The sequence below is a fragment of the Paenibacillus radicis (ex Gao et al. 2016) genome (assembly GCF_014641555.1).
Lineage (GTDB): Bacteria > Bacillota > Bacilli > Paenibacillales > Paenibacillaceae > Pristimantibacillus > Pristimantibacillus radicis.
The window spans coordinates 72,929-99,011 of record NZ_BMHY01000003.1 but is presented as its reverse complement, the minus strand read 5'-3'; the positions used below and the strand labels follow the sequence as shown (position 1 = coordinate 99,011).

Below are 26,083 nucleotides of genomic sequence, written 5' to 3'. Positions count from 1 at the left end.
AGTGAGAGAATCCCATAGTATGTGCAAAAGAACCTTCAAAACCACGAAGAAAGTGGATCTGAAGGTTCTTTTTTACGTGCATATTACACAAAAAATGGGGGCTAATTTTTCTGGAAACTGCTTTTGGGACGGCCCCTTTTTTTGCATTCCCAAAACCCTAATATTTTCTATTTGTAGTAATATTAAAATGATGAAGTGTAAAAGGAGCTGTTGAAATGTGTACGATATTCAAAGCAACACAGAATGGAGTTACACTGGTAGGCAACAATGAAGACTACTCCGATTCCAATACAAAAGTATGGTTTCTTGCATCACAGGACGGCAAATACGGAAGAGTATATTTTGGATATTTCAATGGTTGGGCTCAAGGCGGTATGAATGAGCACGGATTGTTTTTTGACTGGGTGTCCGGGTATGAGGAGGAATGGCTGTCTTCTCCGGACAAATACAACTTTGCAGGGAATTTGTCTGAGAAAATAATGGAGGAGGCCTCGTTACTAGCTCAAGTTGTTGTGATGTATGAGCAGTATAACGAACCTTCCTTTACTTCTGCCAAAGTCATGTATGTGGACCATGCGGGAGCCTCTGCCGTTATCGGTTTTGAGAACGGACAGCTTCATATCGATTATGGCAAAAGCCATCAGACGCTAGGATACGCCTATCATACGGCTAATTCTGTATTATGCGAGTTACATAGCCAGTCTAAATCGACTTTTGAGAGCCTATTGCAAAGCTGTCTGCAAACGGGGGAAAACCCTACTCAATACTCCAATATCTATGACCTTTCGAAACGGGAAGTGTACGTTTATGATTTCCATGAAAGCACGCAATGCTTTAAATTTAATCTGATGGAGGAACTGCAGAGAGGCAACCACTGCTATAACTTGCATCAACTTGCTAGCCAATTAGAAGGGCCTCTGATCCAAGATTATAAAACGAAAGCGGCTGAATTAGCTCAACTTACTTTTACAGATGAATTTTTAAATGTTTTTGAAGGGACGTATGAACTGAACAAAGAGCTTCAATTTACTATAAAAGCCGATAAAGGAACGTTGTATGCGGCAGTTAATACTCCCCCTAATGCAGTATTACTGCGACTCATACAGGGAAGGGGAAAAAAGAGCGAATGGTATGCACCCTCTCATGATGCGAAATTCACTTTTGTGAAAAGTAGTTCCGGTCAATACGAGCGGCTCATTCTTCAAGGCGGCATTACGAGTGACAATACGGGTGAGAGTCGGGAGCTGCTTCTATATAAATGGAGCAGGTAAAGGTAGAATAGGATGAAGCCGGCAGATTGCCGGCTTTTTTACTTATCCCTCTCCTTTTGGTAACAAAATGGCAACAACTGTGGGCTATAATGAAAGAATAGATTTGCAGTCTGGAAGCGAGGTAGCGCGATGCGAGAGCAGAAGCAAAAGAAGCTGCTTATTATAGAAGATGATGAATCAATCCGGGATTTATTGACCTATGCGCTAAGAGGCGAAGGCTATCAGGTGATTGGAGCTGCTACAGGAAAAGGCGGGCTTCGTCTGATCGGGCAAATGGAGCCCGACGCTTTGCTGCTGGATGCGATGCTGCCGGATATGGACGGCTTCGATATTTGCAGGGAAGTGTCGGAGAAATACGCCATTCCTATCCTTATGCTCACGGCAAGAACCGATACGATCGATAAAATCGTTGCCTTGGAGTTAGGCGCAGACGATTACATGACCAAACCGTTTGAGCTGAGGGAGGTATCCGCCCGAATTAAGGCTTTGCTGCGGCGTAAGGAAAAAGCGGCCAATCGCAGCGGCAATCAGCGGGCACAACTGCCTGAAGGCGTGGAGCTCGATAAGAAAGCTTATGCGGTGTACAAGCATGGGCAAGAGATTAAGCTAAAGCCGAAAGAGTTTGAGCTGCTGCTCCTCTTTCATGAATACCCTGGCCGGGTGTTTTCACGGGAAGAAATCGTTGATCATGTATGGGAGATGGATTATGACGGCGATCTTAGAACGGTGGATGTTCATGTACAGCGCATCCGCAAGAAGCTGAACGCTGCATTAATCGAGACGGTATTTGGCGTCGGTTATCGAATGAGCGAGCGTGGAGCAGGATGAGAAGGAAAGCTTTGCCTCTCAACTGGAGGTTCACGGTAGGGTTTATCATCATTTTCTCAATCTCGACCTTCTGCCTGTATTTCTACATGTCCTATATATTGGCTGAGCAGACGAAAGCGACCATTCGAGAGGACATGGAGAAGCTTCAGTCCTTCGCCTATGATCACATTCAGCAGTACGCGCTAGTCAATCAGGGGAATGAGCAAATCGAGAAGGACGGAATAACTCCGTTGCTCTATGGCATTAGCCGAAGTACAGGGCATCCTATCGCCTATTACGATAAGGATGGGATTTTCATAGGCGAGACCCTCTTTACTAAAAACGGCAGCGTACGGCTGGAGCTGCAGCCCTCTACGATTCTATCCTATGCTTTTGAAGCAGACAGGGCATTAAGCTTGGACAACAAATCAGTCGTTACGATGACGGAGAATAACGGCAAGCATCTCGTGCTGTTGACCTTTCCTTATTATTCGAACGACCGTTATGAAGGCTTTTTTCGCATGACCAGTGATTATTCGAGCCGCTACAAGCATAACGATGCGATACTGCGAAGCTTTTCATGGTTCGCGGCCGTTCTTTTTGTCGTGGTCACTCTCTTTACCTATATTCTATCCAGCAGAATGACGCGTCCCTTGTTTAAGCTGTCTCTTGCGATGAGGGGCTTCGGCGAAGGCAAGCAAACGGATGCGTATTTGCCGATTGACCGGCGCGATGAAGTGGGGCAGTTGTCATTGAGCTTCGAGCAAATGAAGGGGCAAATTGAAGACCAGCTGGCCCATCTTATAGCGGAACGTAACCGGGTGATGGAGCTGGAGCAAAGCAAGCGACGATTTTATCAGCATATTACACATGAGCTGAAAACACCGCTGACCTCAATCTCCGGCTATGCGCAAATTATCGGCAAGCCGGATTTCAATGATCCCGTATTTCTGGCGCGGGCGGCTGAACGGATTAAGCTGGAAAGCGATAGGCTGCACAGTATGGTCGTGCAAGTGCTTGAGCTCGCCCGCAGGGAGGATACGGATAGCCCGCAGTCGGTAGTGCCGATCGATCTATCGGCTCAACTCGAAGCATGCTGTGAAGATATGGAGATCAAAGCTCTGCGGTATGACATGAAACTGGAATGCGAGCTGCAAGCGGCGGTAACCGTTCTTGGGCATCAGGAAGAGCTGCGGCAAGTGTGGGTTAATTTGCTCGATAACTCCATTAAATATGGCGCAGCAGGGACGAGCATTCATGTGAAGGCCGCTCTGACAGCGGAGCGTGCTGTCGTGCAAGTGAGCAATGAACGCGATCAGGAGCAGCCTATTGACGAACAGATGGTTTTTGAACCATTTTACCGGGTTAATGATTCCTTAGTGAAGGATCACGGGAGCATGGGACTTGGATTGGCGATTTGCCAATCCATTATTGGCAGCCATAGGGGAATGATTGCTTTTCGCCAAGAGGGAAGGCAGGTTCATGTTCAGGTTGAGCTGCCGCTCTGGACATAAGTTAGCAATAAAGGGCATCAAGTTGGACATAACCCTTCGGTATAGTGATCGTAAGAAACGATCTAAAGGGGTGTAGAAGGTTATGAATACGGAAGCAGTTGCAGGGAGGAACAAAGGAATGAGGAAGAGGCTGTGCTGGTGGATAGGTCTGCTTGCGGGAATGATAGCTTTAAGCGGTTGTTCTTCGGCAGGTGCTGCCAAACAGCAGTCTACCTCATTTCTGTTAAGCGAAGACGTAAAGGCGGATATTCGCAATATGAAGTCTCCATTGCTGACAGGTGATTTGCTGACGTTAAGCGAGAAGCTTCATTCCGATGATATTTTGTCGATCCAAAACGGCATCATGCTGTTTAATAACAAGCAAGGCCTATATGCCGTTAATATTGAAGAAAGCGGGAAACGGACGCCGGTCCGTCTGCTGGACAAACCGGCAATCGAAGTATCGCAGGATGGCAAAAAGGCGCTGTATGGAGTTGGCGTGACTCCCTATCTTCTTGATCTGGAGAGCGGCAAGAGCAAGGAAGTCTTGTATAAGAAAAGGGGCGCACCGGCCTCAAATTCAATGGGCTATCGAAATATGAAATTTGCAGATACGGAAGGCCGCTATGTGCTTTTTGAGAAAGCAGACACAATAAACGAAGGTGAAATATCGATTACCGATACGTTGACTGATGAAATCTATCAGATCCGGCTGCAGGATTTTTTACAAACGTTTGGATATACAAATGACTTTAAAGTTTATCAAAACGAGCTATATATGCCCATCGTTGTAAAAACGGGTAAACTAGCGAACTTGTATAAGCTGGATTTGAAAAGCTGGAAGCTTGCACCTGTCATAGAGGTCGACGATTTGTATATGGCCGGGTACCAGCCGCTGTCTGACGGCAAGCTATTGTTTAATGGGCAGTTTCAGAATAAAGAAGGCATATTTCTATATGACCCTGCTTCCGATAATTGTGTCACGCTGCTAAGCGGCGGGGACTATGAAACCGGTAAGATTTCGTATGCCTTTAGTCTGTCACCTGATGAGAGCCGCATTCTGATTCATGATGTATTAAATGAGGATGTGTCCGTTGCGGAGCTTAAGGAAGGGCAACTGATTAATAAACGCTTCGTGATGCGGGGTTATTCCATGTACTCTCACGTTTGGGATGTGACGAACTGGAGTCCTGACGGGAAATCCTATTACATGAAGCTGGCTTACGACGAGGGAAGCTCAGCGGCGATTACTGTAAAAAACATCGTGAAATTCAAATCTGCGTCCTAAGCAGCTTACACCTGAACAGGCTGGCACCTATTGAATAGGCTGTCGGCCTATTTGGCTGCCTAATTTGGAACCTCGCGCTGGGAGATGCGCGAGGTTCCAAAATTGGAAGGGATATGAACACGAATAGCGAACTGATGTATAGCATTGATGCTGAGATAACGATTGGGGGTATAGCTTTCATGAGTGTTTCTTTGAGCAAGTCCGGATTGGAAGATGCAGCAGTTATTCATGCGATGCAGATTGAAGCGTTTCTGCCTTTGCTGGAAAACTACCGGGATTATGATACAAGTCCGGCCAATGAACCGATTGACCTTATTGTTAACCGTATTAATCAATCCTTCACCCAGTATTACCTCATAAAAAATGATGGCGAGGCAGTTGGCGCCATCCGAATCGTAACGAAAGAGATTCAGGTTTACCGGATCAGCCCGCTATTTATCGTGCCGGATCATCAAGGAAAAGGCATTGCACAACAGGTCTTTGCACTCATTGAGCAGATGTATAGCGATGCCAGAAGGTGGGAGCTGGAGACCGTACTGCAAGAAGCGGGTAATTGCTATCTCTATGAAAAGATGGGCTACAAGCGAACCGAGTTTTCGCAAGTTGTGAACGATAAAATGACGTTAATCGGTTACGAGAAAATAATGGAGCTATAGTCATGAAAAAAAGCCGCCATATTATTGGCGGCTGAATCGCTATTCTTTTCTCACAGCTTCATATACAAACTTCTGATTTCCGCTGTTAGGAGCTTTGCCGTATTCGAAATCGGCCGAGATGACGACGTCGGTGAAGCCGATATTCTCCAATACCAGTTTAAATTCCTCTACGCCGTACCAGCGCAGTGCCAATCGCTGCAGTTCGGTTTGCAGCAGCACGCCGTTGCGCCACTTCTCATATTTCAGATAGGAAATTTTATATTGATGAAATAGATCGAATTCCACAAGCTTGCCTTCCATCGTAATGATATCCCCGTCCGGCAAGTGGAACGTTGAATTCCCGCCAAATTGACTGCCATCGTTAGCGGAATCCGGCAGGAACAGATCGAGAAGAAGGCGTCCTCCCGGTTGAAGATGGTCGTACAGGCGTCTTAAGACGTTTAACGATTCCTCACGTTTTTCGATAAGCAAGAAAGAGCCGCCCGGAATAATAATCGCCTCATATCGTTGAGGCAAAGAAAGCTGTTGCAGATCGGCTTGAAGCAATTCGGCTTTCAGTCCCCGCTCCTCGCAGCGCTGTCTGCAGGATGCCAGCATTTCGGGTGAATAGTCGATTCCGTCTACCTGCAGTCCGCCTTCAAGCAGCGGGATCAAGACACGTCCAGATCCAACCATTGGTTCCAGTATGCGTCCCTTGCAATGCTTAAGTCTTTCAGAGTAATATTCGATATCTCCACCGAATGATTGACCGACTTTTTTCGTGTGATCGTAGACCGCTGTACATAACGGCCCATAGTAGCTAAAAGACATAGATTTCCCTCCGCGTGTTAACAAATTTAGCGGAAGGGATTATTCGATTTATCCCTTCCGTACCTCAGAGACGGACATCTTGGAGTTGGATTTGTGTATTTGCATGAAAATCACTCACTTTCCTAATAGTTGAAATTATTGTAATCGATTGGTGGAATGTGGTCAATTAGTGAGTGAACCTCTGAATAACGAATAACTCGGACTCTCCCTTCTTTTTCTTTACGTTGAGAATCGTTATCAATATAATAGGGAAAAAGCCCTCATTTCAAGAGGAGGATGGATAACGGCAATGAAAGTGAATGATCATATTGCGCATTGGAATCATGCTTCTATAAAGGTGCTGGATATCCGCTTCGGGACGCTGGAGAGCGGCGAGGAGATGCCGGAATACCGGTTGCCAGCCAGCGCATTTATATATATACAGCAAGGTTGTGCTCAAGTGCAGTTGGATGATAAATTGCAGTTCATGAGCCGGAATTATATTTTGCATGGCGGTCGCGGCGCACGCCTTCATATCACAGCAGAGGAGCGCTTCGAGTATTACCTCGTCTTATATAAGGCGGTCATGATGCTGCCTTCGTCTATGAAACAGTTAGGGCAGCAGGGCGAGATGGAAAATCCGTTTCTATACCAGTACAGCTTCGTTCCACTATATCCTTTACCTTTGATAGAGAAGCTGAGGCATATGTATGAGGAATGGATGAAGATGAATCCGTTGGATGCTTTTCATGCAAGAACGTTGTTTCAACAATTCGTTCATGAGCTTCTGTCCCAGATGCAGCTGCAAGGAATAAGACCTGTTCATCCCGACCTGATGGCGCAGGTGCTTCGCTATATGAACGATCATTACATGGAGCCTCTTACCTTAGAGGCGATGGCAGAGCTGTTTGATTGCAGCGTTAGTTATTTGACCAAGCTGTTCAAAAAACGAATGAATGAAAGTCCAATCCGTTATTTGACGCACATACGCATGAAAAGGGCTGCAGCTTATTTAACGATGACCGATATCTCCCTTCAGCATATTGCCGAGCTTGCTGGCTATCCGGATGCCCATACGTTGAGCCGCACCTTTAAAAAAAGCTACGGTATGACTCCAACTCAGTTCAGAACCGCATATCAAGGGAAAGAAGCTGTATCAAAATTGCCCAAGCCCCGTATGAAATCTGCCCTTGTTGCTGCTGATTTCCGGTGCTATAGTGTCAATGACTACGAGAACGATTATCAGTTAGGCAAGAGGAGAGGGTTATCCGTGAATAGAGTACATAAGTCGACTTCAATGGCTGCAGCAACTTTGCTGTTATGCTTAACCTTGTTAATTAGCGCCTGCTCCACGCCTTCCAATTCGGTTAATAACCAGTCCGGCGGCAACGGTTCAGCGACGACAGGGACAACACAAGGAACGAATGCGGAAACGCCGAAGCCAACCGAAGCAGTTGCCGCTACTAAAACTTATACAGACGGCAAGGGGAAGGTAACGATTCCTGCTGATCCCAAGCGGATTATCGACCTGACGGGAAGCGCAATCGGCAACCTGCTGGCGCTGGACATTAAGCCGATAGCAGCTACGCGCGAGTCGCTGCAGAGTCCTTTTCACGCAGGCAAGCTGGATGATATTGTCGACATTGGAGAAGAGCCTAGCGCAGAGGCAATTCTGGATTTGAATCCGGATTTGATCATCGCGTTTGATTATATTGACGAAGCAGACTACGAGAAGCTGGCTCGAATCGCACCGGTTGTCCGTCTGAAATACGGAGCAGGAACGCCGGCAGAGCTATTGGTCGAGTTTGGTAAAATAACAGGCCGGGAAGAGCTCGCTCAACAATGGGTGGAAGAATGGAATGCGAAAATTGCCGAGTTGAAGCCAAAGATTGAAGCCGTGGTGGGGGACAAAACTGTTTCGATTCTTCAGCCTTATGCGAAAGGGATCTACGCTTGGGGAAATAAAGGCGGCAGAGGCGGCGAAATCATTCACGGTGACCTGGAATTGAAGGCGCCAAAAATCATCCAAGATAAGCTGATTGACGGCAGCAATTTCGGAGCGGACTTCACGCTGGAATTATTGCCGGAGTATGCTGGCGATTATATTTTCACAAGCAACTGGGGATGGGATGACGGCGATGCCAATGTCGTGTACGAAAGCAAGCTGTGGAAGTCGCTCCCTGCCGTTAAAGACAATCGCGTTTTTTGGATTCATGAAAAAGGCTCCTATTACAACGACCCCATTTCCCTGGAAGGACAGCTGGACTTCATTGTGAAGAGCTTCCTGGGGGAATAGGGGAAGAAGTTTTCGAATGCATAGAGGATGTGTCAGGCGGTCAGCGTATAAGCTGGCCGTTTTTGTGCTTTTTATAGAGGAATTTGAGTTTGAATTTGAAGGAGCTTAAAGTAGCTTGGCTCCTCCGGATAACGAAGCAGATACGTTAATTAACGAAGTGAACTTCGCTGTAAGAGGCGTTTTAATCTCCATTCCAGGGATAGCGAACCTAACTTCGCTACTGGTGAACCTAGGTTCATGAATAGCGAAAATAGGTTCGCACGAAGCAATGGTATCCCTCTAGTTAGCAACATTAGCGAATGCAGGTTCATTAATTAACGAAGCTGCTTCGCTAACTGACATGAATGCTAAGCGGCAACAGCAACGGCAGCAGCGGACTATTTTCATTTCTTTTATATACAAAATTTGAAATAATGAAGAGACATTATAGAGTTTCGAGGTGTTCTGATGAAATGGCCGGAGATGATCCGAAGAATGAGCCAAACGCCGATCAAGCTGCTGGATATTCGGCATATAAAGATGAAGCCGGGGGAGAAGCTGCAGTCCTACCGTTTCCCATCCAGCGCTTTTCTTTTTACTAATCAAGGAGAGGCTAGTCTGTCTCTGGATGGAGTAGAAACGTCGCCGTCCAATAATCAACTTCTCCATGGCGCAAAAGGTGCCCTATTGAATATTAGCTGCTTCAACCGGCCGTTCGACTATTATCTGATCTTCTATAAGCCAGTATTGGAACACACACCAATTCAAGTTCCGTATGAGGCAGTGAGCAGTCCTATTCCATTTATGCAGTCTTATATGTTTCAGGCCAAGCAGCCTTGGGCGCTGCTTTCTTTGCTGGAGCAGATGCATATGCAATGGAAAGAAGAAGGGGATCTGACACGTTTGCAAGTGACCGGATTGTTCTATCAATTCCTTCACGAGCAGTTCCGCCAACTACTCGATTCAGCAGAGGAATCGGAAACGACCGATCTGGCAGAGGGAATTGCCCGGTACATTCAGGACCATTATCGTCAGGCGATCTCGATGGAGACATTAGCGAATCTATTCCATTACAGTTCGCACTATTTGTCCCGGGTATTCAAGCGCAAATATGAATGCAGCCCGCTCGAATTTTTAGTTCAAACCCGGATGAATCGGGCAAAAGCGCTGCTGGCTGAAGAGGATGTTGCGGTACGCGATATCGCGGAAAGCGTCGGCTATACGGATATGTATTACTTTAATCGCCTGTTCAAAAAACAGACGGGGATCACGCCCGCGCAGTTCAAAATGCATAAGTTAGGGATGAAAAGTTCAATTTCTACTAATTTTATGCCCAAATCGTTCATTGAGTCTCGAGCAGGTACAGACTATATTGTTAATAAAGATAATCATTATCAATATAAGGCTTGGGATGTGGATGAAATGAATGCAAGTTTTAAACCTACTTTTGCAGTGGCGCTATTGTTTAGTCTGTCGCTTTTGCTGGCAGCATGCGGCGGAGCAGCAACGAATGAGAAACAGGGGGCACAAGGAAACAACCAGCAGCAAAACGAGCAGCCAACCGATGCACCGTCGAAAACAAAGACAATTACCGACGGTTTGGGGAGACAAGTGGAGATCCCAGCGGAACCGAGTGCTGCCGTAGTTATTTCATACGGCGGTTATTTGCTTCCACTTGGCTTAAAGCCGGTTGGCGTTGATCAAACGACGCTTACTCTGTATCCCGATGACATGGCAGGTGTAGCGAGTATTGGCGAAGGGTTAGGCGAAGTAGAGGCGATTGCCGCTTTGCAGCCTGACTTGATTATATTGCCGGACTTTTATAGTCCAGATATTTATGAAAAGTATCAGAAGATTGCTCCGACTGTGGCAGTGGCATGGGGCGGAGATCCGGACGTCGTGAACACGCTTCGTACGATAGGCGATGTTATGAACAAGAAAGAAGAAGCGGAGGCGTGGATTGCGAAGTTTGAGGAAAAGCTGCAGCGTATCCGGGATCAGATTGATGTCAAAATTAAGCCGGGCACAACAGCCGCAACGTTTATTCTTTATAAAGGTGAGGTTCTGTTGGGCGGCGAGGGCGGCACTTTAGGAAAACTGATTTATAAAGATTTCGGTTTTCAAATGCCGGAGCAATTCAAGCAGTACGCAGATGGCGGAACAGCCTTGCAGATGGAAGCTTTGGTCGACCGGCCTGCGGACTACTTCTTCACGCAAATGACAGATGAAGAGATGGGACCCATGACGGAGCTATTCAGTGGTTCGCTGTATCAAGCCGTTCCTGCGATCAAGAACAACAGGGTTATCAATGTGACCCGCGACAAATGGAACTATGGGCCATACTTGGTTGATGAAGCGGTTGACGAGTTTGTGCAGAAGGTAATGGACTCTCAGAAGTAGGCGCTGAAGCTGAATCTGCGTTATAAAGAAGTCCAGAAAATGATAAATGACCGCTAGTAATTAGAGCAGTCTGTGATGAAGAAGCCGCTAAATGCGGCTTTTTTCATTGTAAGTTAAAAGTAATAGCTGCAACCTCTGTGACGGGTTATTTCAGTAATAACAACCACTGTCTGCGGTAACATGATCATTTGCATGAAGGTGCTACTATGAATGTATAACCGGTTGTCAAAGAGAGGATGCGGATGGTATGAAATTGAATCATGTTAATCTTACGGTGACAGATGTAAAGGCTGCACAAACTTTTTTGCAAACCTATTTCGGACTGACTGTTGCGGGTGAAAGAGGCGATTCTTTCGCTGCTTTACTGGATGATGACGGATCGGTATTGACTTTGATGAAGGGCAGTCAGGTCAGCTATCCGAAAACCTTTCATATCGGCTTTGTTCAGGAAAGCGAAGAGAAGGTGAATGAAATTCATCGACGCTTGAAAAATGACGGCTTTACAGTCGCCCCGCCTAAAAGGGCGCATGGATGGACCTTCTACGTCGCTGCACCTGGCGGTTTCACTGTAGAGGTTCTGGCGTAGCAGCAAAGGAATTCATCTCCGCTATATCGAATTTTCAAGAAAGCGGTCGATTTGGGCTCCACTCATTCGTCGTATATTTGAAGCGGAAATATGGGGCCTTAATAGCATTAATAGTAATCGGCCATAACTGGGAGGAAACGAATATGCGGTTTATGATGATTGTAAAAGCGACAGAGGATACGGAAGCGGGCGTTATGCCGAGCCAAGAACTTGTAGAGGCCATGCAGCGCTACAATGAGGAGCTAGTCAAAGCCGGCGTGCTGCTTGCGGCGGACGGCTTGATGGCCAGCTCGAATGCGATTCGCATCTCTTACCCGGAGCCCGGAGGAAAGCCTAAAATTACGGACGGACCGTTCACCGAGGTGAAGGAAATCATTGCAGGCTACACGCTCATCGAGGTGAAATCGCGGGAGGAAGCTATTGAATGGGCGATGCGCATGCCCGATCCGCATGGTCATGGAGCAGGCCAGATTGAGCTCCGTCAAGTATTTGATCCGATGGATCTGTCGGGCAATCCGGAGACGAAGGCCAAGGAAGCCGCGTTGCGGGAGCAATTGGAGCAGATTAACAACGGATGAGGACGGCTGCCGCGGAAAGGATAGACGCGATCTGGCGTATCGAGTCGGCCCGCTTAATTGCCGGGCTGGCGCGTATCGTACGCGATGTTGGCCTTGCGGAAGATTTGGCGCATGACGCGTTGGTCACCGCTTTAGAGCGATGGCCGGAGAGCGGCATTCCCGATAATCCCGGTGCCTGGCTCATGACGACAGCGAAACGGCGGGCAATCGATCTGCTTCGCCGGAATAAGCTGCGTGACCAGAAATATGAAGAGTATGGCCGGGGGGCTGAGCTGTACACCGTGCAAGATGTGGAGAACGCGCTTGATGGCGGGATTGGCGATGATCTGCTGAGGTTAATATTCACGACTTGCCACCCTAGTCTGTCGCAAGAAGCACGGGTGGCGCTGACACTTCGGCTGCTAGGCGGGCTAACGATTGAAGAAATCGCTCAGGCTTATCTCGTGGCGGAGTCTACGATTGCGCAGCGGATCGTGCGGGCGAAGCGGACGCTGAGCGCGGGGAAGGTTCCCTTTGAAGCACCCGAAGGCGTGGAGCTTGCCGAGCGGCTGTCTTCGGTGCTGGAGGTTGTCTATCTGATGTTTAATGAGGGATATGCCGCATCATCGGGCAGCAGCTGGATACGGCCGCTCCTCTGTCAGGAGGCGCTGCGGCTCGGCCGGATTTTGGCGGAGATCGCACCCGGGGAGCCGGAGGTGCACGGGCTGGTCGCATTGATGGAGATTCAATCCTCCCGGTTTAAGGCGCGGGTCAGCGGAAGCGGTGAACTGATTCTGCTGATGGATCAGAATCGTGCGCTATGGGATCAACTGCTTATTCGCCGCGGTTTAACTGCGCTTGAGCGGGCACGCAGGCAGGGCCGTCCGCTCGGTCCCTATGCGCTTCAGGCCGCAATTGCCGCCTGCCACGCAGAGGCGCGTACCGCACAAGAGACCGATTGGGCGCGCATAGCAGCCCTGTATGAGGCGTTATCCCGCGTCATGCCGTCGCCGATTGTGGAGTTGAACCGTGCGGTAGCCATCGCAATGGCTTTTGGTCCGGCATTTGGTCTTCAATTGGTCGATGCGCTGGCTTCGGAATCGGCGCTTCAAGATTATCATTTACTGCCCAGCGTACGTGGTGATTTACTCGTCAAGCTGGGCCGTATGGAAGAAGCACGCAGCGAATTTGAACGCGCCGCATCACTAGCACGCAATGTACCTGAGCGTGAATTATTGCTTCAGCGTGCAGCTGATTTGGGTACAGATGGCACTTAGCGGTGTTATGGACAAAAAGTAATGGTTTAAGCTAAAGATTACATCCGGATACAACCCCTATAATCGGGTTATATCCGGATTTTTTTATTTTACTGCGGAGGTGAAGCCAGTTGAACGCATTTAGAGGGAAAGTAGCGGTACACGCCATTACCTGGGGCGATAACCATCTGCAAGCCATAGAAGAGGCTTCCAGAATCGGTTATCGGGCAATCGAGCCATGGCCTCACTTTGCGCTGCAATATGAACATAATATCGGCGAGTTTAAGGAATTGCTGGCGAAGTACAGTTTGGAATTGACAGCGCTTTACGGAGGCGTACCGGGAGACAGCCGATTTGCCGATCCGTCGAAACGTCAGGATATTGTAGATTACAATGTTCGGCTGTCCCGAATACTGAAACAATGCGGAGCTGGACATGTAGTGCTGGGTCCTGGTTCCCGTAAAGGGCCTGCCACTCTGGAGGAGCTCAAGGTTGCCGCTGCAACAATTGCTGAGACGGCGGAACGAACGCTGGAGCTTGGCATTAAAGCTTGTCTTCATCCGCATCTATGGACAGAAATACAGGATGAGAATGAAGTCGATGCCATCATGGAGCTATGCAATTCTGATGCTGTCTTTTTCGCGCCGGATACAGCTCAACTGACGGGAGCGGGGATGAATCCCGCCGAACTGATCCGGCGCTACAGTGAAAGAGTTGCCTACGTGCATCTCAAGGATGTAACGAAGGACGGCGCGGTAGCGGCAGACTTCCCGTTAATGGAAGGAAATGATGTGCCGGTATTCTGCGAGCTTGGCCTCGGGAAAATCGATTTCGATCCTATTATCGAAGCTTTGAACGAAATTCAATATGACGGCTGGCTGACGGTTGAGATCGACCGGTCGACTAGCACGCCTTACCGGAGCTTGGAGATTTGCAGAGATTTCGTGGAGCAGAGATTGGGTATACCGGTTAGGGGATAAGGAGGAATGGAAGGGCCGAGCTTCGGGGCTGTGATCGATGCAGAGAATGGATTATAGTAAGAGCATAATCTAAACGGCATGGAGGAACGACGGATGGAAGCCTGGTTGAATGCTATTTCCCCTTTTGTGAGAGTCGTTAAAATCGTAAAATCATCCTCGCTTGCTGGCGAGTGGATTGACTTTGACCATGTCTTTACCTATATCGAGCAAGGCGAAGCCGATTTTATATTAAACGGGGTCAAATATCAGGCCAAAGAGGGCGATCTCTTTCTGATGCCCCCGCTGCTTCCGCATATTATTCGAACAACGTCGGATGTTCCGCTTATTCAATACATCGTCCATTTCGATCTTTTCTACGATGGGGTCCGGAGCGGGTGGAAGGAAACGGGTCTGATCAATGAGCTGACGAAGCAGATTCCCGAGAGGGAACAGGCGCTGGCGAACGTTTTTCCGGTCACACACTTGCGGACGGCGGATCGGATGGATGTGAAACGAAGATTTTTGCTTATGCAAAAGGTGTTTCTGGATGAGAAGGCGAACCGCGATTTAGCGACTAAAGCGATCGTCATTGAGCTTTTATATTTTTTTCTCAAAGGCCAAACCGGACGCAACGAGCAGGAGGGCAAACTGACCAAAGGATGGGGCGTGCTCGAGAGAGCAATCTCCTACATTCATGAGCGGTATGCCGATTCGGGTCTCGACAATGCTACGATCAGCGGACACGCAGGTGTCTCGACGAATCATTTATCTTTTTTATTCAAGGAACAATTGCAAATTACGATTCAAAAATATATTACCCATGTGCGGATCGAACAGGCGAAGGCGAAAATTATGGAAGGGCACAAGACGATCACGGTAATTGCGGAGGAGGTTGGCTTCTCCAGCATTCATTTGTTCAGCCGATCGTTTAAGGCGACTGTGGGGATTACGCCCAGCCAGTTTTACGCTGCCCATTCGACGGTCCGCAAGGATGGTTAAGAAGAGGAGCATTTCATAATGGAAAACAAACAGATCGTATTTACGGCGCCATGGCAGGTTGAATTGCAAGACACATCCATTTCTACAGCCAATATTGGAGAACATGATGCTTTGGTGAAAAAAAGATATACGCTTATCAGCCCCGGAACGGAGCTTGCCTGCCTGTCTGGCAACGAGGGATGGTTCGGCATGCCGGGCGTACCTGGCTATTCTGCGGTAAGTGAAATTGTTGAAGTAGGCAAAAGTGTTACTGAATTTAGCGCGGGTGACTTGGTATTCCATTATGGCGATCATTCAGCTTATCAAATCGTTTCGACGAGGGATTTGTTTTTGAAAGCGCCTCACAATATTCCGCTCGCTTGGGTTCCTTTCACACGGATGGCAACGGTCGCCTTTACCTCGACACGGGTATCGCAAATTGAATTGGGCGACAACGTGGCCGTTACAGGTCTTGGCTTAATCGGCAATATGGCTTCGCAGCTGGCGACGCTGCAGGGAGCGAATGTATTCGGAATCGACTTGTCCGAGCAGCGGCTGAAATTGGCGGAAAAGACGGGAATCCGCGCAGCTTTGCATGGGGGACAGACCAATGTCCGTGAAGAGATTTTGAAGCTGACTGGCGGCGAAGGCGTATCGACCTTGATCGAGGCGACGGGCGTACCGAAAGCAGCCATTGATAATTTGCCGCTCATCGCCAAGTTCGGCGAGCTTATTTTCCTGGGCAGTCCGCGTGGCGAATATCAGGCGAATGTGACTGAAGTATTCAATTATGTTCATTTGGCGAATTACGGCAGCATCACGTTTAAAGGGGCGCATGAATGGCGTTACCCGGTTGGCAGAGACGGATTTGTTAAGCATTCACTAGAGCGCAATTCGAAGATCGTATTTGGATTGATGGCGGACAAAAAGCTGAGCATCGAACCGCTGATCAGCCATGTGTTGAAGCCAGAGGATGCGGCATCCGCTTATGAGGGGCTGCGCAACGACAAGGAGCATTACTCCGGCGTTCTATTCGATTGGTCTTAATCAATTCTATTCATATACAGATGGGGATGAAAAGGATGCTAAAAGGATTAACCCGTGCAGGTCTCTGTGATGTTGGCGACGATAAGCGGCTGCTGGAGCTTGCTTCGAAATATGGCTTTCAAGCGGTGGAGCTTGATGCCGAAGGTTTGATCAAGTCAGAAGGATTAGATGGAGCCAGAGGTTTACTGCAAGAACACGGAATTACCTTGGGCGCTATCGATTTGGGTCTGGATTGGCGAAACAGCGAGGAGGACTTCCAGGCAGGGCTTGAACAGCTTGGCCGCCGTGCGAAAGCGGCTGCTCTACTGGGTGGCGACACCTGCACCACGTATATATTGCCTTCAACGGACAATTCGCCTGCGGTGCTGGCGGTACAAGCCGTAAACCGGCTCCGGCAATGCGCCGATATTATTGGCGAACACGGATTGAAGCTGGCGCTTGAATTCGTTGGACCGCATCATTGGCGGACAGCCTTCCGCTATCCGTTCATTCATACGATGGAGGATACACTGGCGCTAGCTGCAGCGATTGGCAGACCAAACGTTGGCTTGCTGATGGATTCCTATCATTGGTATACAAACGGTCTGACGACAGGTGATCTGGAGAAATTGACGGCGGATCAAATCGTTTATGTGCATCTGAACGATGCCAAACCGCTGCCGGTTGAACAAGTGATCGATCATGAGCGGCTCTATCCGGGCGAGGGCGTTATTGATTTGAGCGGCTTTTTGAGCAGCTTGCAAAAAATCGGCTATACAGGCATCGTTGCGCAAGAGGTGCTGATGCCGCAAGATGCCGATGCTCCGGCAACGACGGAAGCGGCGTTCGAGCGGTCAAAGGCTGGCTTTGACCGGGCGTTTGCAACGCTCCAGAACGTTTAAGCAGTTTACGGTATGGGTTTGAAGAAAGGCTGTCGAGAAAATCTCGACAGCTTTTTTTATGTAATGCGATATCGGGTTATCTGCATTGCAGGTTATCGCTAGTATTCCTAGCGGAGGTTTGTTGCTCGGCCTCACCAGGCTCCACATGTGTTACGTACCTGATTCGTTGCAACTGTCTCGCCTGCTAGTTTGCACACTTGGCTTGTACCAAGCCCTGGGTTCTCTAGACGCAGAAACTCAACGAGCCAAAATGTAAAAGTACATTTTGTTAGCCGTTATATCGGCGATTTATCGCATCAAAATGCAAAAGTGCAGGTGGATCGGCCTAGAACGGATCAATTTGAACAATATTTCCGATTTCAAATGTATTTTTGCATTTTGAAGGCGTTTTTGGACCTTTTGAGGCTTATCAAAATGTACTTTTACATTTTGTTTCCTTAACTACTCTTCTCCTGCCCGATGGAGGCTGCGGATGCTGTATGCATTTGCAGTTTTTTATGTTGCTGTCGATTGCGGCTCCATTCATTCGTCGTAACATTAGCGGCGGAAATGATATGGAGTCTTCTTTGCGCCCTGAGAAGGAGGGGATGGTCGATTGCGTAATAGGTTCAAGATGAAGGATGACCGGCATCTTGCGGAACGGTTGAAAAGTGAGGGGCATATCCCGAATTCAAGCAGAGGATGTGTAAGTGAGTTGAATCCGAACCATGCTTGTGAGAGTACACCGCACCAGAGCGGAGACAGTGAAAGCATGCCGGCGGCTGAGGGGAAAACAGCTGTCCAGCCAGTGGAATCGCTAGGGCTCGAGAGTGATCTTCGCGATCATATCGACATGCTCAAAAAAAGTTAAAAAGTTTTTTTCAGCAGCTGTCGATTTAGGCTGATCCCGTTCGTCGTATGAATAGAGGCGGAAATGAACGGGCGGTTTTTAGAATCGCGCAGCATGCGTCTACTACTACTAAAATTGAAAGGTTGATGAACATGGGAGCACAACTTACACCGTATATTTTATCGGAGGATGCTAGAGTACAGGCTGCGTTTTATAAGGAGGCGCTGGGCGGAGAAGTCTTGTCTGTGGCTACGCATGGTCAAATACCGGGTACACCGGAAGCCATTAAGGAAAAAGTGATGCATTTGAGCATGACGGCGGCGGGCAATAACAGCATATTTATGAGCGATGCGTTTGGCCCCGTCTCTTTTACGGGGAGCTTGAATCTGTCGTTGACCTACGATAATGAGCCTGAGGCGCGGACCGCTTATACGAACCTCGGAGAAGGCGGCAGCTTCAAATACCCGTTCGAGCTCCAGCCTTGGGGAGCGTATTATGGCGAGGTTGTGGACAAATTCGGCGTTACATGGCAAATCGTTAAGCAGTAGCAATCAACCAATAAACATACAGGTATAGAAAAGGAGAAACAGTTTATGAATCAGGATGTAACAGACTTTATTAATGCGGTTAAGGAACCTTGGCAAGCTGAGTTATGCAGCCGCCTGCGGGCAACGGTCCATGAGACGATCCCCGATTTCCAGGAACGTATGCAGTATAAAAAGCCTCATTTTCTGAATGACGGCAAATATGCGGCCGTTATTTCGACCTCTAAGGAGGCGGTTAGCTTTACGATTTTTAATACGAGCAGCCTGAAGGTACCGGAAGGGTTGTTCGACGGCCCTCCTGAGCGAAAGACGATGAAGCTGCGTAAGGATCAGCAGGTCGATTTCGAACTGCTATCCTCACTGCTCCGCCAGGCTGCAGCAACTTTAACATAACAAGAGAACCCCCGCCTTCCGGCAGCAGCCAGAGCGGGGGTTCTCTTATCTAACGCTTCATCGCAGCGATAACAATCCGGTTGCCGTCCGGGTCCAGAATCGCAACCTCGGATAGATCATCGAAGTGCTGCGGCTCGCTTGCAAGCTCAATCCCATGCGCCTGAATGAACGCCAAAGCACGGTCGAAATCCTCGGTCTCGAAATAGAACAGCTCAGTGAAGTCTTCCTGATTTTGATGCCGATTTCCATCGAGCAGCAATGCCGCTCCTTCCTTGACAGGGATCGGATAGATCGGCGCCTGCATGCCGGTCTCTTCCAGCGGCAGACCAAACAGCTTGGAGTACCAGCGTGCCGCGGACGGCATCTCCTTCACATCGAGGAAAACGCCTCCGATGCCCGATACCGGGCTATCTGCTGAAGGATGGATTGTCGCTTCATTATCCGCCAGATTGCGGCAGACCATTAACGAGTTGCCCTCTGGGTCGCGGAAGGTGAAGAATGCCACGGGCTCATGATGCTCCGGCTCTGTGAACGGTTCGCCAAGCTGCTGCACATAGCGGTAAGCTTGGTCGATATCATTCGTCGCCAGCATCAGCCGCGGCTTCATTTCCTCGCGCCATTCCGGATTGCTGCGGTTGCTGACGTTGGAGTCGAGCAGCAATTGCGTGCCTTCCAGCTCGAACCAGTAGACGGGTCCATCCAATCGTTCTTCCCGAAGAGGAAGACCCAATAATTGGCTATACCATTCCGCGGACTGTCTTAAATCGGTGACATGGACAAATACGGAGGCTACGCGATTCTCTACAGGAACAGGCTGAGTTTCATACGATAGGGGGGACTGAGCCACAGTAAACCGTCTCCTTTATAAGGAATTTCAATGCGAATATATATTCGCCTTTTGACTGTGGGATTCCTCCCATTCCTATCGTCATCTGGAAAATTATTTCATAAATTTCGAATGAATTGTAGTCTAGGCACTCTTCATCTTTTACTCGAACGGTACAGTCAGCTCTTTGCCTTCTGCAGCGGAACGGCCGGCTGTGTCGAGCACGGCGATGATCCGCCGAGACTGCTCGGGCTTCACGACAAGCTCTTCGCCTTGCGTCAAATGAGCGGCTATATTTCTATAGTAGCTAATCCAACTGCTTGGAATAGAAGTTACTTTTGTTTCTACCCTTTTTCCGTCTACATCCTCGTATAAAATAACTTCCTCATCGCCGTTGCTGATAATCGCGCCCTTAGTACCCAGAATCCGGCGGTTTGGCTTTGGCGCATAGGCAAGTGACGAGACCGACAAGCTTGCCGAAGTTCCATTCTCGAAGCCGATGAAAATATCCATGTGATCTTCATTGGTCACATCATGCCACTTCAGCTTGTGCGTAAAGCCGCGGACTGTCGTCATCCGGCTTGGAACGAGGCCGAGCAGCCAATCGATGTAGTGAGCGCCCCAGTCATAAGCGAGCCCGCCAGAAATGCTTTTGTCCGCACGCCACCAATGACCTGGATGGCCGTGTCCGCCGATGTGGAGCTCTACAGCGAAAATATCGCCTAGACGTCCCTCCGCAATTAACTGCTTAGCAGTCAAATACCAGGAATCCCATCTCCGGTTATGGAAGACGGAGAGCATGACATCCTTTTCCTTCGCTTTGCGAACGAGCGCATCGCCTTCCTCCGCCGTAATGCTCATCGGTTTTTCGAGCACGCAATGCTTGCCGCTCTCCAGCACTTGCATACCCAGCGAGTAATGAGAATTATGCGGGGTAATGACGGTTACGAGATCGATATCCGGTTGCGCCAGCAGCTCTTCTACTGTGGCATAGCCGCGGATACCCGGAAAATCACCAATCGCTTGATTCAGACGCTCTTCATTCATTTCACAGACTGCAACAAATTGCATGCCGCATTGCAGCATATGATCGGCGTGCATTTTGGCAATATTGAATGCACCTCCATAGCCGATAACGGCTGTTCGTACCGCTCTTCCTTCAATCGCTGACATTATCTTTTCCTCCTCTTATCTCAAACAACCTGGATCGGACACTATGCGATGGGCTGTCTGATCGGTAATGAATGCCCTTATTTTAGAACAATGGCCGCTCCGTCCCTAGAAGCTAAACTTAAATTTTCTGTTTCATTATTGGCTTATTGGCTGTTCCCGGCTTTGTATAATTACAAAAAAGCGTTACAGTTTGTCCATTGCCCCGGCCCTTGATTGCGGTCTACAATTTTTATTGAGAATCGCTCTCATAATTAGGCAATGGAGGGATAGACGTGAAGGAACAACTGGATTTATATGATGTGACGATTATTGGCGGCGGCCCTGCGGGGATGTATGCTGCTTTCTATAGCGGAATGAGAGATATGAAGACGAAGCTGATCGACGCAAACGAGAAGCTGGGCGGCAGAATGCTGATCTACCCGGAGAAGATGATCTGGGACGTAGGCGGCGTCGCACCGACCTTATGCGAGAAGCTGACTGCGACACTGGAGGAGCAGGCACAAACCTTTGAGCCGACAATCGTGCTGGGACAACAGGTTGAACGTCTGGAGAAGAGGGAGGATGGCACTTATTTATTAGAAACTCTTAGCGGGGAGAGGCACTGGACCCGGACGATTATTTTGGCGATTGGCAGAGGTATTTTGAAAATGGCGAAGCTGGAGCTGGAAGGAGCCGAGCGGTACGAGGTATCCAATTTGCATTATACGGTGCAGGAGCTGGAACCCTTCCGCGGGAAAAAGGTGCTTATTTCCGGGGGAGGCAATTCAGCAGTAGACTGGGCCAACGAGCTGGAGCCGATTGCCGAGAAAGTGACGGTGGTACATCGGCGAAGCCAATTTGGCGGACATGAGAGCCATATCGCGAAAATGATGAACTCCTCGGCCGACGTGCGTACGCCGTATGAGGTTAGCCGGCTGTTCAGCAGCAATGGAGAAGCGATCGATCAGGTAACGATCAGTCATACAGAGACAGATGAATCCGAGACGATCGTCGTGGACGAAGTGATCGTTAACCATGGATTGAAATCCGATTTCGTCGGAATCAAGGACTGGAGCTTGGACATGGATGATTGGAATGTGTTCGTAAGTCCGAAGCTGGCGACCAATCTGCCGGGTATTTTTGCGGCGGGTGATTTTGCATATTTTGAGAGTAAGCTGAACCTGATCGCGGGTGCTTTCACTGATGCAGGAATCGCTGTGAACAGTGCAAAGCTGTATCTGGAGCCAGAGGCTGCCAGAATGGCTTACGTGTCCTCCCATAACGAAAGATTTAAAGAGAAAAACAAAGCGCTGGGTGTTGTAGAAGCTTAAACGGCTAATACCGTACTGCAAAAGACTAGATTCCCATATATCTTTATCTATTTCCTTTTTCTACAATTAATCGGATACGGATAAAGGGAGGGTCACTCATGCCGCTTATAGAGGTACAAAATCTGCGCAAGGAATTCAAAAGACAAAAGCGTCGTGACGGGTTCTGGCCGTTGATGAAAAGCTTGGTGTACCGGGAATATGAGCAGAAGGTGGCGGTCGAGGACATTTCGTTTACGATCGACCAAGGCGAAATTGTCGGCTATATCGGGCCAAACGGAGCAGGCAAATCGACCACGATCAAAATGATGGTCGGCATTCTGGTCCCGACAAGCGGGGCGGTGCATGTGAACGGACTGGTGCCGTTCGAGAACCGGATTAAGAACGCGCGGCGAATCGGCGCGGTGTTTGGCCAGAAAAGTCAGCTATGGTGGGATACGCCCGTCATTGAGTCGCTTCGGCTGACCAAGTATATGTACGATATACCGGAGGATCGCTATCAGCAAAATATGGCGCTGTTCGGCGATATTCTCGGGCTGGACGAATTCAAGAATGTAGCTGTACGTTCGCTCAGCTTGGGCCAGCGGATGCGGGCCGATCTTTGTGCGGCATTGCTGCATGATCCCGACATCGTCTATCTCGATGAGCCGACGATTGGCCTCGATGTCGTCGTGAAAGAGAGAATTCGCGAATTCATTCGCGAGATCAACCGGGAAAGAGGCACGACCGTCATTTTGACGACGCATGATATGTCCGACATCGAGAAGCTGTGCAGCCGTGTCATGGTAGTCGATCACGGCAAGCTCATGTATGACGGGAATCTGACTACACTGAAGAATGACTACGGCAATATGGAGACGATGGAGCTGGACACGGAAGAGGTTTTTGTGATGGACGATGCGCTGCTGCGCATGGGAATTACGTCCTCTCAGACCGAAGAAGCCCGCACCCAGCTCGTCTACGACAAGAAAAATATCAATTCCTCCGCCGTCATCAAATGGATTATGGACCGCTACTCGGTTCGGGACTTTAAGGTCAAGGAAACGGAAATTGAAGAGATCATTCGCAATCTGTATGCAGGCTTCAGTCAGGAAGAGCGGCCGCGTCAGGAAGTGATGGCATGAGAATCGCCCTTTACCGGGAAATGACGATGAATGCTTTCCGCACGCATCTCGCTTTCCGGGCTGAGGTACTGCTGTTCCTGTTCGGTCAGCTGTTCAAAATATTCGTGCAGGTCTATATCTGGCACGCATTGTTCGGCGACTCGGGCCAACTGGCCTCACAGGCCGGCTCGATTTCCATTCAGGAAATGATTACGTATGTCGTCATCAGCTCCGTCATATCGGTATTCGCTACGAATGACGTTATTTTTAAAGTCAGCTCTAAGGTATCCTCAGGCGAGATCGCGATGGATCTCATTAAACCGATGAGTTTCCGGTCCGTCGTCTTTTGCCAGACCTTCGGTACGAACATGTACCGGATGCTGTTTGAATTAGTGCCTCTCGTTATTGTCAGCCTGCTATTCTTCCACGTACAGCTTCCTTCGCTTGCAAGCGGCATCGCTTTCCTGATTCTAGTCTTCAACGGCCTGATTCTTAATTTCCTCATTACGTATACAATTGGACTTATTGCATTCTGGTATATTCTGATTTGGCAAATCAACACGGTGCTTAACGGGCTGATCCGGCTGTTTTCCGGAGCGTTTATTCCGATTTGGTTCTTTTCCGATTCGCTGGTTCAGTTTTCCTACTTCCTGCCGTTTCGCCTCATTTACTATGAACCGATCTCTGTCTATTTGGGCAAAGTAACGGGCTGGCAGGAGCTGCTCGCGATCGTTCTTCAGCAGGTGGCATGGATTGTGGGCTTTCTGCTGCTGCAAAGGTGGATGTGGTCGAAAGCCGTTCGGCGGCTTGTCGCTCAGGGAGGCTAAGGGGAGGATAAGATGAGATACTTGAAGCTTTACGCACGGTTTATTCCGATTTATTTCAAAAGCAAAACAGAGCACGGTTTCGGCTTTTATATGGACTTTGTTGGCTTTGCCCTCTCTCATATCGTGAGCTATGCGGTAATCTGGGCGCTAATGAGCCGCTTTCAGACAATTAACGGCTGGAATATGTACGAGGTTATGATCATTTATACACTCAATATGCTCACTTACGCGATCGCGGCGGTATTCTTCTTTTTTCAAATGAATGATGTCGAGGAGGACGTACATAAGGGCTCCTTTGACAGCCTGTTGGTCAAGCCGATCAATCCGTTCATTCATATGATAATCCGCAGCTTCGGTCATTTCTTCCTAGGTGACATAGTGATCGCGATCCTGATGCTGGGGTTCTGCTTCAGCCGTCTTGATCTCCATCCAAACTTGGCGGCATATGCTGGATTCGTGGCCTTGCTGCTTGGAGCGGTGCTGATTCAAGCTGCCTTCATTGTCATTACAGGCTCCATGTGCTTTTGGATCGTACGCGCTCGTGCGGTCATGAACGTCGTCATCTTCGGTATCCGGGGCTTCGCCGACTATCCGATTTCGATTTACAGCAAAGTGCTGCGAGTCATATTGACGTTTATCATTCCTTACGGCTTCGTTAATTTCTATCCGTCCCAGCTCATACTCGATAAAGAAGGCGGTTCGCTGTTCGTCTCATGGCTGCCTTATGCGACACCTGTCGTTGGCCTCATTCTATTCTTTATCGCATATCGAGTGTGGAATGCGGGGTTGAACCGGTATCAAGGCACTGGAAGTTAGTTGAATTGATGTAAGGTAAGTGGGGAAGCGGCCATTGCGGCCGCTTTTTTTTTGCGTGTATCCATCTCTTAAATTTGGATGGCGGGAAAATAAGAAAATCTTAAAGGTTACATTAGAGTCTCTTTAACAGTCTTCCTTATACTGAATAAATCAAATGCGGCGACTGACGCGATCGATGCGCTGCTCCGCATTCAGAAGGAGATGCAACTAGAATGGCTATAAAACCGGTTATTGAGATGAACAAGGTATCTAAAATATATGGGGGAAAAACTGAAAATCAAGTTTTTGCCCTGAATGATGTATCTTTTACGATGCAGGAAGGCGAATTTATTGGCATTATGGGCGCATCGGGCTCGGGGAAAACGACGCTGCTGAACGTGGTCTCCACGCTGGACCATCCAACGGAAGGTACTGTCGCTATTGCGGGCACGGACATCACGCGGATGAAAGCACGGGAGCTGTCGGATTTCCGTGCGCAGCGTCTCGGCTTTATTTTCCAAGAGTTCAATCTGCTCGACAATTTGACGGTTTACGAGAACGTGGCCCTGCCTTTATCGCTGCAGGATTTACCGGTTCATCAAATTATGGACAGAGTGGGCAAAGTGCTGGAGCAGCTCGGCATTGCCGAGCTTGCGGATAAGTATCCGGCAACGATATCGGGAGGACAACGGCAGCGGACGGCGGCCGCAAGAGCTATTGTGCATGAGCCTGCTTTGCTGCTGGGTGACGAGCCAACCGGATCATTGGATACGAAAAATGCGGTTGGTCTTCTGGAGCAAATGAAGCGGCTGAACGAGCAGCAGCAAATCTCAATTCTAATGGTCACGCATGACGCTTTCAGCGCGAGCTATTGCAGCCGAATATTGTTCATTCAAGACGGACGATTGGTGCAGGAGCTTTATCGGCTGGGGAGCCGGGAAGCTTTTTATAAGCAAATCCTGAATGTGCTGGGTGATTACGGCGCGGCGGCCGCTGAAGCTGCTGCCAAGGAATTGTCCGCTGTTGAGGATAGGGGGTAGGC

25 protein-coding genes are annotated in these 26,083 nt (G+C 48.9%); 22 read left to right on the top strand and 3 right to left on the bottom strand.

All coding sequences use genetic code 11. The annotated features are described in order from the left end of the window. The first annotated feature begins 215 nt into the window (after positions 1 to 215). From IEX98_RS09115 to IEX98_RS09095, 5 genes are all read left to right on the top strand, one after another. The gene (locus IEX98_RS09115) at positions 216 to 1,271 is read left to right on the top strand and encodes a hypothetical protein (RefSeq protein WP_188888646.1); all 1,056 of its coding nucleotides are present in this window, start codon (positions 216 to 218) and stop codon (positions 1,269 to 1,271) included. A 129-nt stretch (positions 1,272 to 1,400) separates the two neighbouring features. Then, positions 1,401 to 2,099 (top strand): response regulator transcription factor, encoded by a 699-nt coding sequence (locus IEX98_RS09110; protein ID WP_188888645.1) that lies wholly within the window; start codon positions 1,401 to 1,403, stop codon positions 2,097 to 2,099. Continuing rightward, a complete protein-coding gene (locus IEX98_RS09105) occupies positions 2,096 to 3,592 on the top strand; it encodes a sensor histidine kinase (protein ID WP_188888644.1) in 1,497 nt (498 codons plus the stop codon). Before IEX98_RS09110 ends, IEX98_RS09105 begins: the two co-directional genes overlap by 4 nt. Before the next feature lie 118 nt (positions 3,593 to 3,710). Continuing rightward, positions 3,711 to 4,859: a hypothetical protein gene (locus IEX98_RS09100; protein WP_188888643.1), complete on the top strand. Its 1,149-nt coding sequence runs from the start codon at positions 3,711 to 3,713 to the stop codon at positions 4,857 to 4,859. 179 nt (positions 4,860 to 5,038) lie between these two features. Beyond that, positions 5,039 to 5,515 carry a GNAT family N-acetyltransferase gene (locus IEX98_RS09095; protein ID WP_188888642.1) on the top strand — a complete coding sequence of 159 codons (477 nt, stop codon included), beginning with the start codon at positions 5,039 to 5,041 and terminating at the stop codon, positions 5,513 to 5,515. Positions 5,516 to 5,554: 39 nt separating this feature from the next. On the opposite strand, the gene IEX98_RS09090 is transcribed toward IEX98_RS09095, so the two are convergent. Continuing rightward, entirely contained in the window at positions 5,555 to 6,325 is a 771-nt protein-coding gene (locus IEX98_RS09090; protein WP_188888641.1) for a class I SAM-dependent methyltransferase, read from the bottom strand. Between the two features lie 289 nt (positions 6,326 to 6,614). Here IEX98_RS09090 and IEX98_RS09085 point away from each other — a divergent pair, with 289 nt between their 5' ends. The 12 genes from IEX98_RS09085 to IEX98_RS09030 all read left to right on the top strand — a co-directional run bounded on the left by IEX98_RS09085 (position 6,615) and on the right by IEX98_RS09030 (position 19,010). Then, a complete protein-coding gene (locus IEX98_RS09085; RefSeq protein WP_188888640.1) occupies positions 6,615 to 8,600 on the top strand; it encodes an AraC family transcriptional regulator in 1,986 nt (661 codons plus the stop codon). 447 nt (positions 8,601 to 9,047) lie between these two features. Further along, positions 9,048 to 10,979 (top strand): AraC family transcriptional regulator, encoded by a 1,932-nt coding sequence (locus IEX98_RS09080; protein ID WP_188888639.1) that lies wholly within the window; start codon positions 9,048 to 9,050, stop codon positions 10,977 to 10,979. A gap of 247 nt (positions 10,980 to 11,226) precedes the next feature. Continuing rightward, positions 11,227 to 11,565, top strand: a complete 339-nt coding sequence (locus IEX98_RS09075; protein WP_188888638.1) for a VOC family protein — start codon at positions 11,227 to 11,229, stop codon at positions 11,563 to 11,565. A 143-nt stretch (positions 11,566 to 11,708) separates the two neighbouring features. Next, positions 11,709 to 12,143 (top strand): YciI family protein, encoded by a 435-nt coding sequence (locus tag IEX98_RS09070; RefSeq protein WP_188888637.1) that lies wholly within the window; start codon positions 11,709 to 11,711, stop codon positions 12,141 to 12,143. Beyond that, positions 12,140 to 13,399, top strand: coding sequence for an RNA polymerase sigma factor (locus IEX98_RS09065; RefSeq protein ID WP_188888636.1), 1,260 nt, complete (start codon positions 12,140 to 12,142; stop codon positions 13,397 to 13,399). Before IEX98_RS09070 ends, IEX98_RS09065 begins: the two co-directional genes overlap by 4 nt. 110 nt (positions 13,400 to 13,509) lie before the next feature. Further along, positions 13,510 to 14,358, top strand: a complete 849-nt coding sequence (locus IEX98_RS09060; protein ID WP_188888635.1) for a sugar phosphate isomerase/epimerase family protein — start codon at positions 13,510 to 13,512, stop codon at positions 14,356 to 14,358. Positions 14,359 to 14,451: 93 nt separating this feature from the next. After that, positions 14,452 to 15,336, top strand: a complete 885-nt coding sequence (locus IEX98_RS09055) for an AraC family transcriptional regulator (protein ID WP_188888634.1) — start codon at positions 14,452 to 14,454, stop codon at positions 15,334 to 15,336. Positions 15,337 to 15,354: 18 nt separating this feature from the next. Further along, a complete protein-coding gene (locus tag IEX98_RS09050) occupies positions 15,355 to 16,362 on the top strand; it encodes a zinc-dependent alcohol dehydrogenase (RefSeq protein ID WP_188888633.1) in 1,008 nt (335 codons plus the stop codon). Between the two features lie 35 nt (positions 16,363 to 16,397). Continuing rightward, entirely contained in the window at positions 16,398 to 17,243 is an 846-nt protein-coding gene (locus IEX98_RS09045) for a sugar phosphate isomerase/epimerase family protein (RefSeq protein ID WP_188888632.1), read from the top strand. Positions 17,244 to 17,838: 595 nt separating this feature from the next. Beyond that, positions 17,839 to 18,093 carry a hypothetical protein gene (locus tag IEX98_RS09040; protein ID WP_188888631.1) on the top strand — a complete coding sequence of 85 codons (255 nt, stop codon included), beginning with the start codon at positions 17,839 to 17,841 and terminating at the stop codon, positions 18,091 to 18,093. 131 nt (positions 18,094 to 18,224) lie between these two features. Then, complete coding sequence (locus tag IEX98_RS09035) at positions 18,225 to 18,620, top strand: VOC family protein (protein ID WP_188888630.1); 396 nt, start codon at positions 18,225 to 18,227, stop codon at positions 18,618 to 18,620. Between the two features lie 45 nt (positions 18,621 to 18,665). Beyond that, complete coding sequence (locus IEX98_RS09030; RefSeq protein WP_188888629.1) at positions 18,666 to 19,010, top strand: DUF1801 domain-containing protein; 345 nt, start codon at positions 18,666 to 18,668, stop codon at positions 19,008 to 19,010. A gap of 49 nt (positions 19,011 to 19,059) precedes the next feature. Here the strand turns inward: IEX98_RS09030 and IEX98_RS09025 are convergent, their stop codons facing one another. Further along, positions 19,060 to 19,857: a VOC family protein gene (locus tag IEX98_RS09025; RefSeq protein ID WP_188888628.1), complete on the bottom strand. Its 798-nt coding sequence runs from the start codon at positions 19,855 to 19,857 to the stop codon at positions 19,060 to 19,062. Positions 19,858 to 19,998: 141 nt separating this feature from the next. Then, positions 19,999 to 21,009 (bottom strand): Gfo/Idh/MocA family protein, encoded by a 1,011-nt coding sequence (locus IEX98_RS09020; RefSeq protein WP_188888627.1) that lies wholly within the window; start codon positions 21,007 to 21,009, stop codon positions 19,999 to 20,001. Positions 21,010 to 21,281: 272 nt separating this feature from the next. On the opposite strand from IEX98_RS09020, the gene IEX98_RS09015 reads away from it, so the two are divergent. The 5 genes from IEX98_RS09015 to IEX98_RS08995 all read left to right on the top strand — a co-directional run bounded on the left by IEX98_RS09015 (position 21,282) and on the right by IEX98_RS08995 (position 26,081). Further along, positions 21,282 to 22,319, top strand: coding sequence for an NAD(P)/FAD-dependent oxidoreductase (locus IEX98_RS09015; protein ID WP_188888626.1), 1,038 nt, complete (start codon positions 21,282 to 21,284; stop codon positions 22,317 to 22,319). A 98-nt stretch (positions 22,320 to 22,417) separates the two neighbouring features. Continuing rightward, the gene (locus tag IEX98_RS09010) at positions 22,418 to 23,440 is read left to right on the top strand and encodes an ABC transporter ATP-binding protein (RefSeq protein WP_188888625.1); all 1,023 of its coding nucleotides are present in this window, start codon (positions 22,418 to 22,420) and stop codon (positions 23,438 to 23,440) included. Beyond that, positions 23,437 to 24,246 (top strand): ABC transporter permease, encoded by an 810-nt coding sequence (locus IEX98_RS09005; protein WP_188888624.1) that lies wholly within the window; start codon positions 23,437 to 23,439, stop codon positions 24,244 to 24,246. The genes IEX98_RS09010 and IEX98_RS09005 overlap by 4 nt, the downstream gene beginning before the upstream one ends. A 12-nt stretch (positions 24,247 to 24,258) precedes the next feature. Further along, entirely contained in the window at positions 24,259 to 25,062 is an 804-nt protein-coding gene (locus IEX98_RS09000; protein WP_188888623.1) for an ABC transporter permease, read from the top strand. 212 nt (positions 25,063 to 25,274) lie between these two features. Beyond that, on the top strand, positions 25,275 to 26,081 hold the full coding sequence (locus IEX98_RS08995; protein ID WP_188888622.1) for an ABC transporter ATP-binding protein: 807 nt from the start codon (positions 25,275 to 25,277) through the stop codon (positions 26,079 to 26,081). Positions 26,082 to 26,083: the final 2 nt, after the last annotated feature.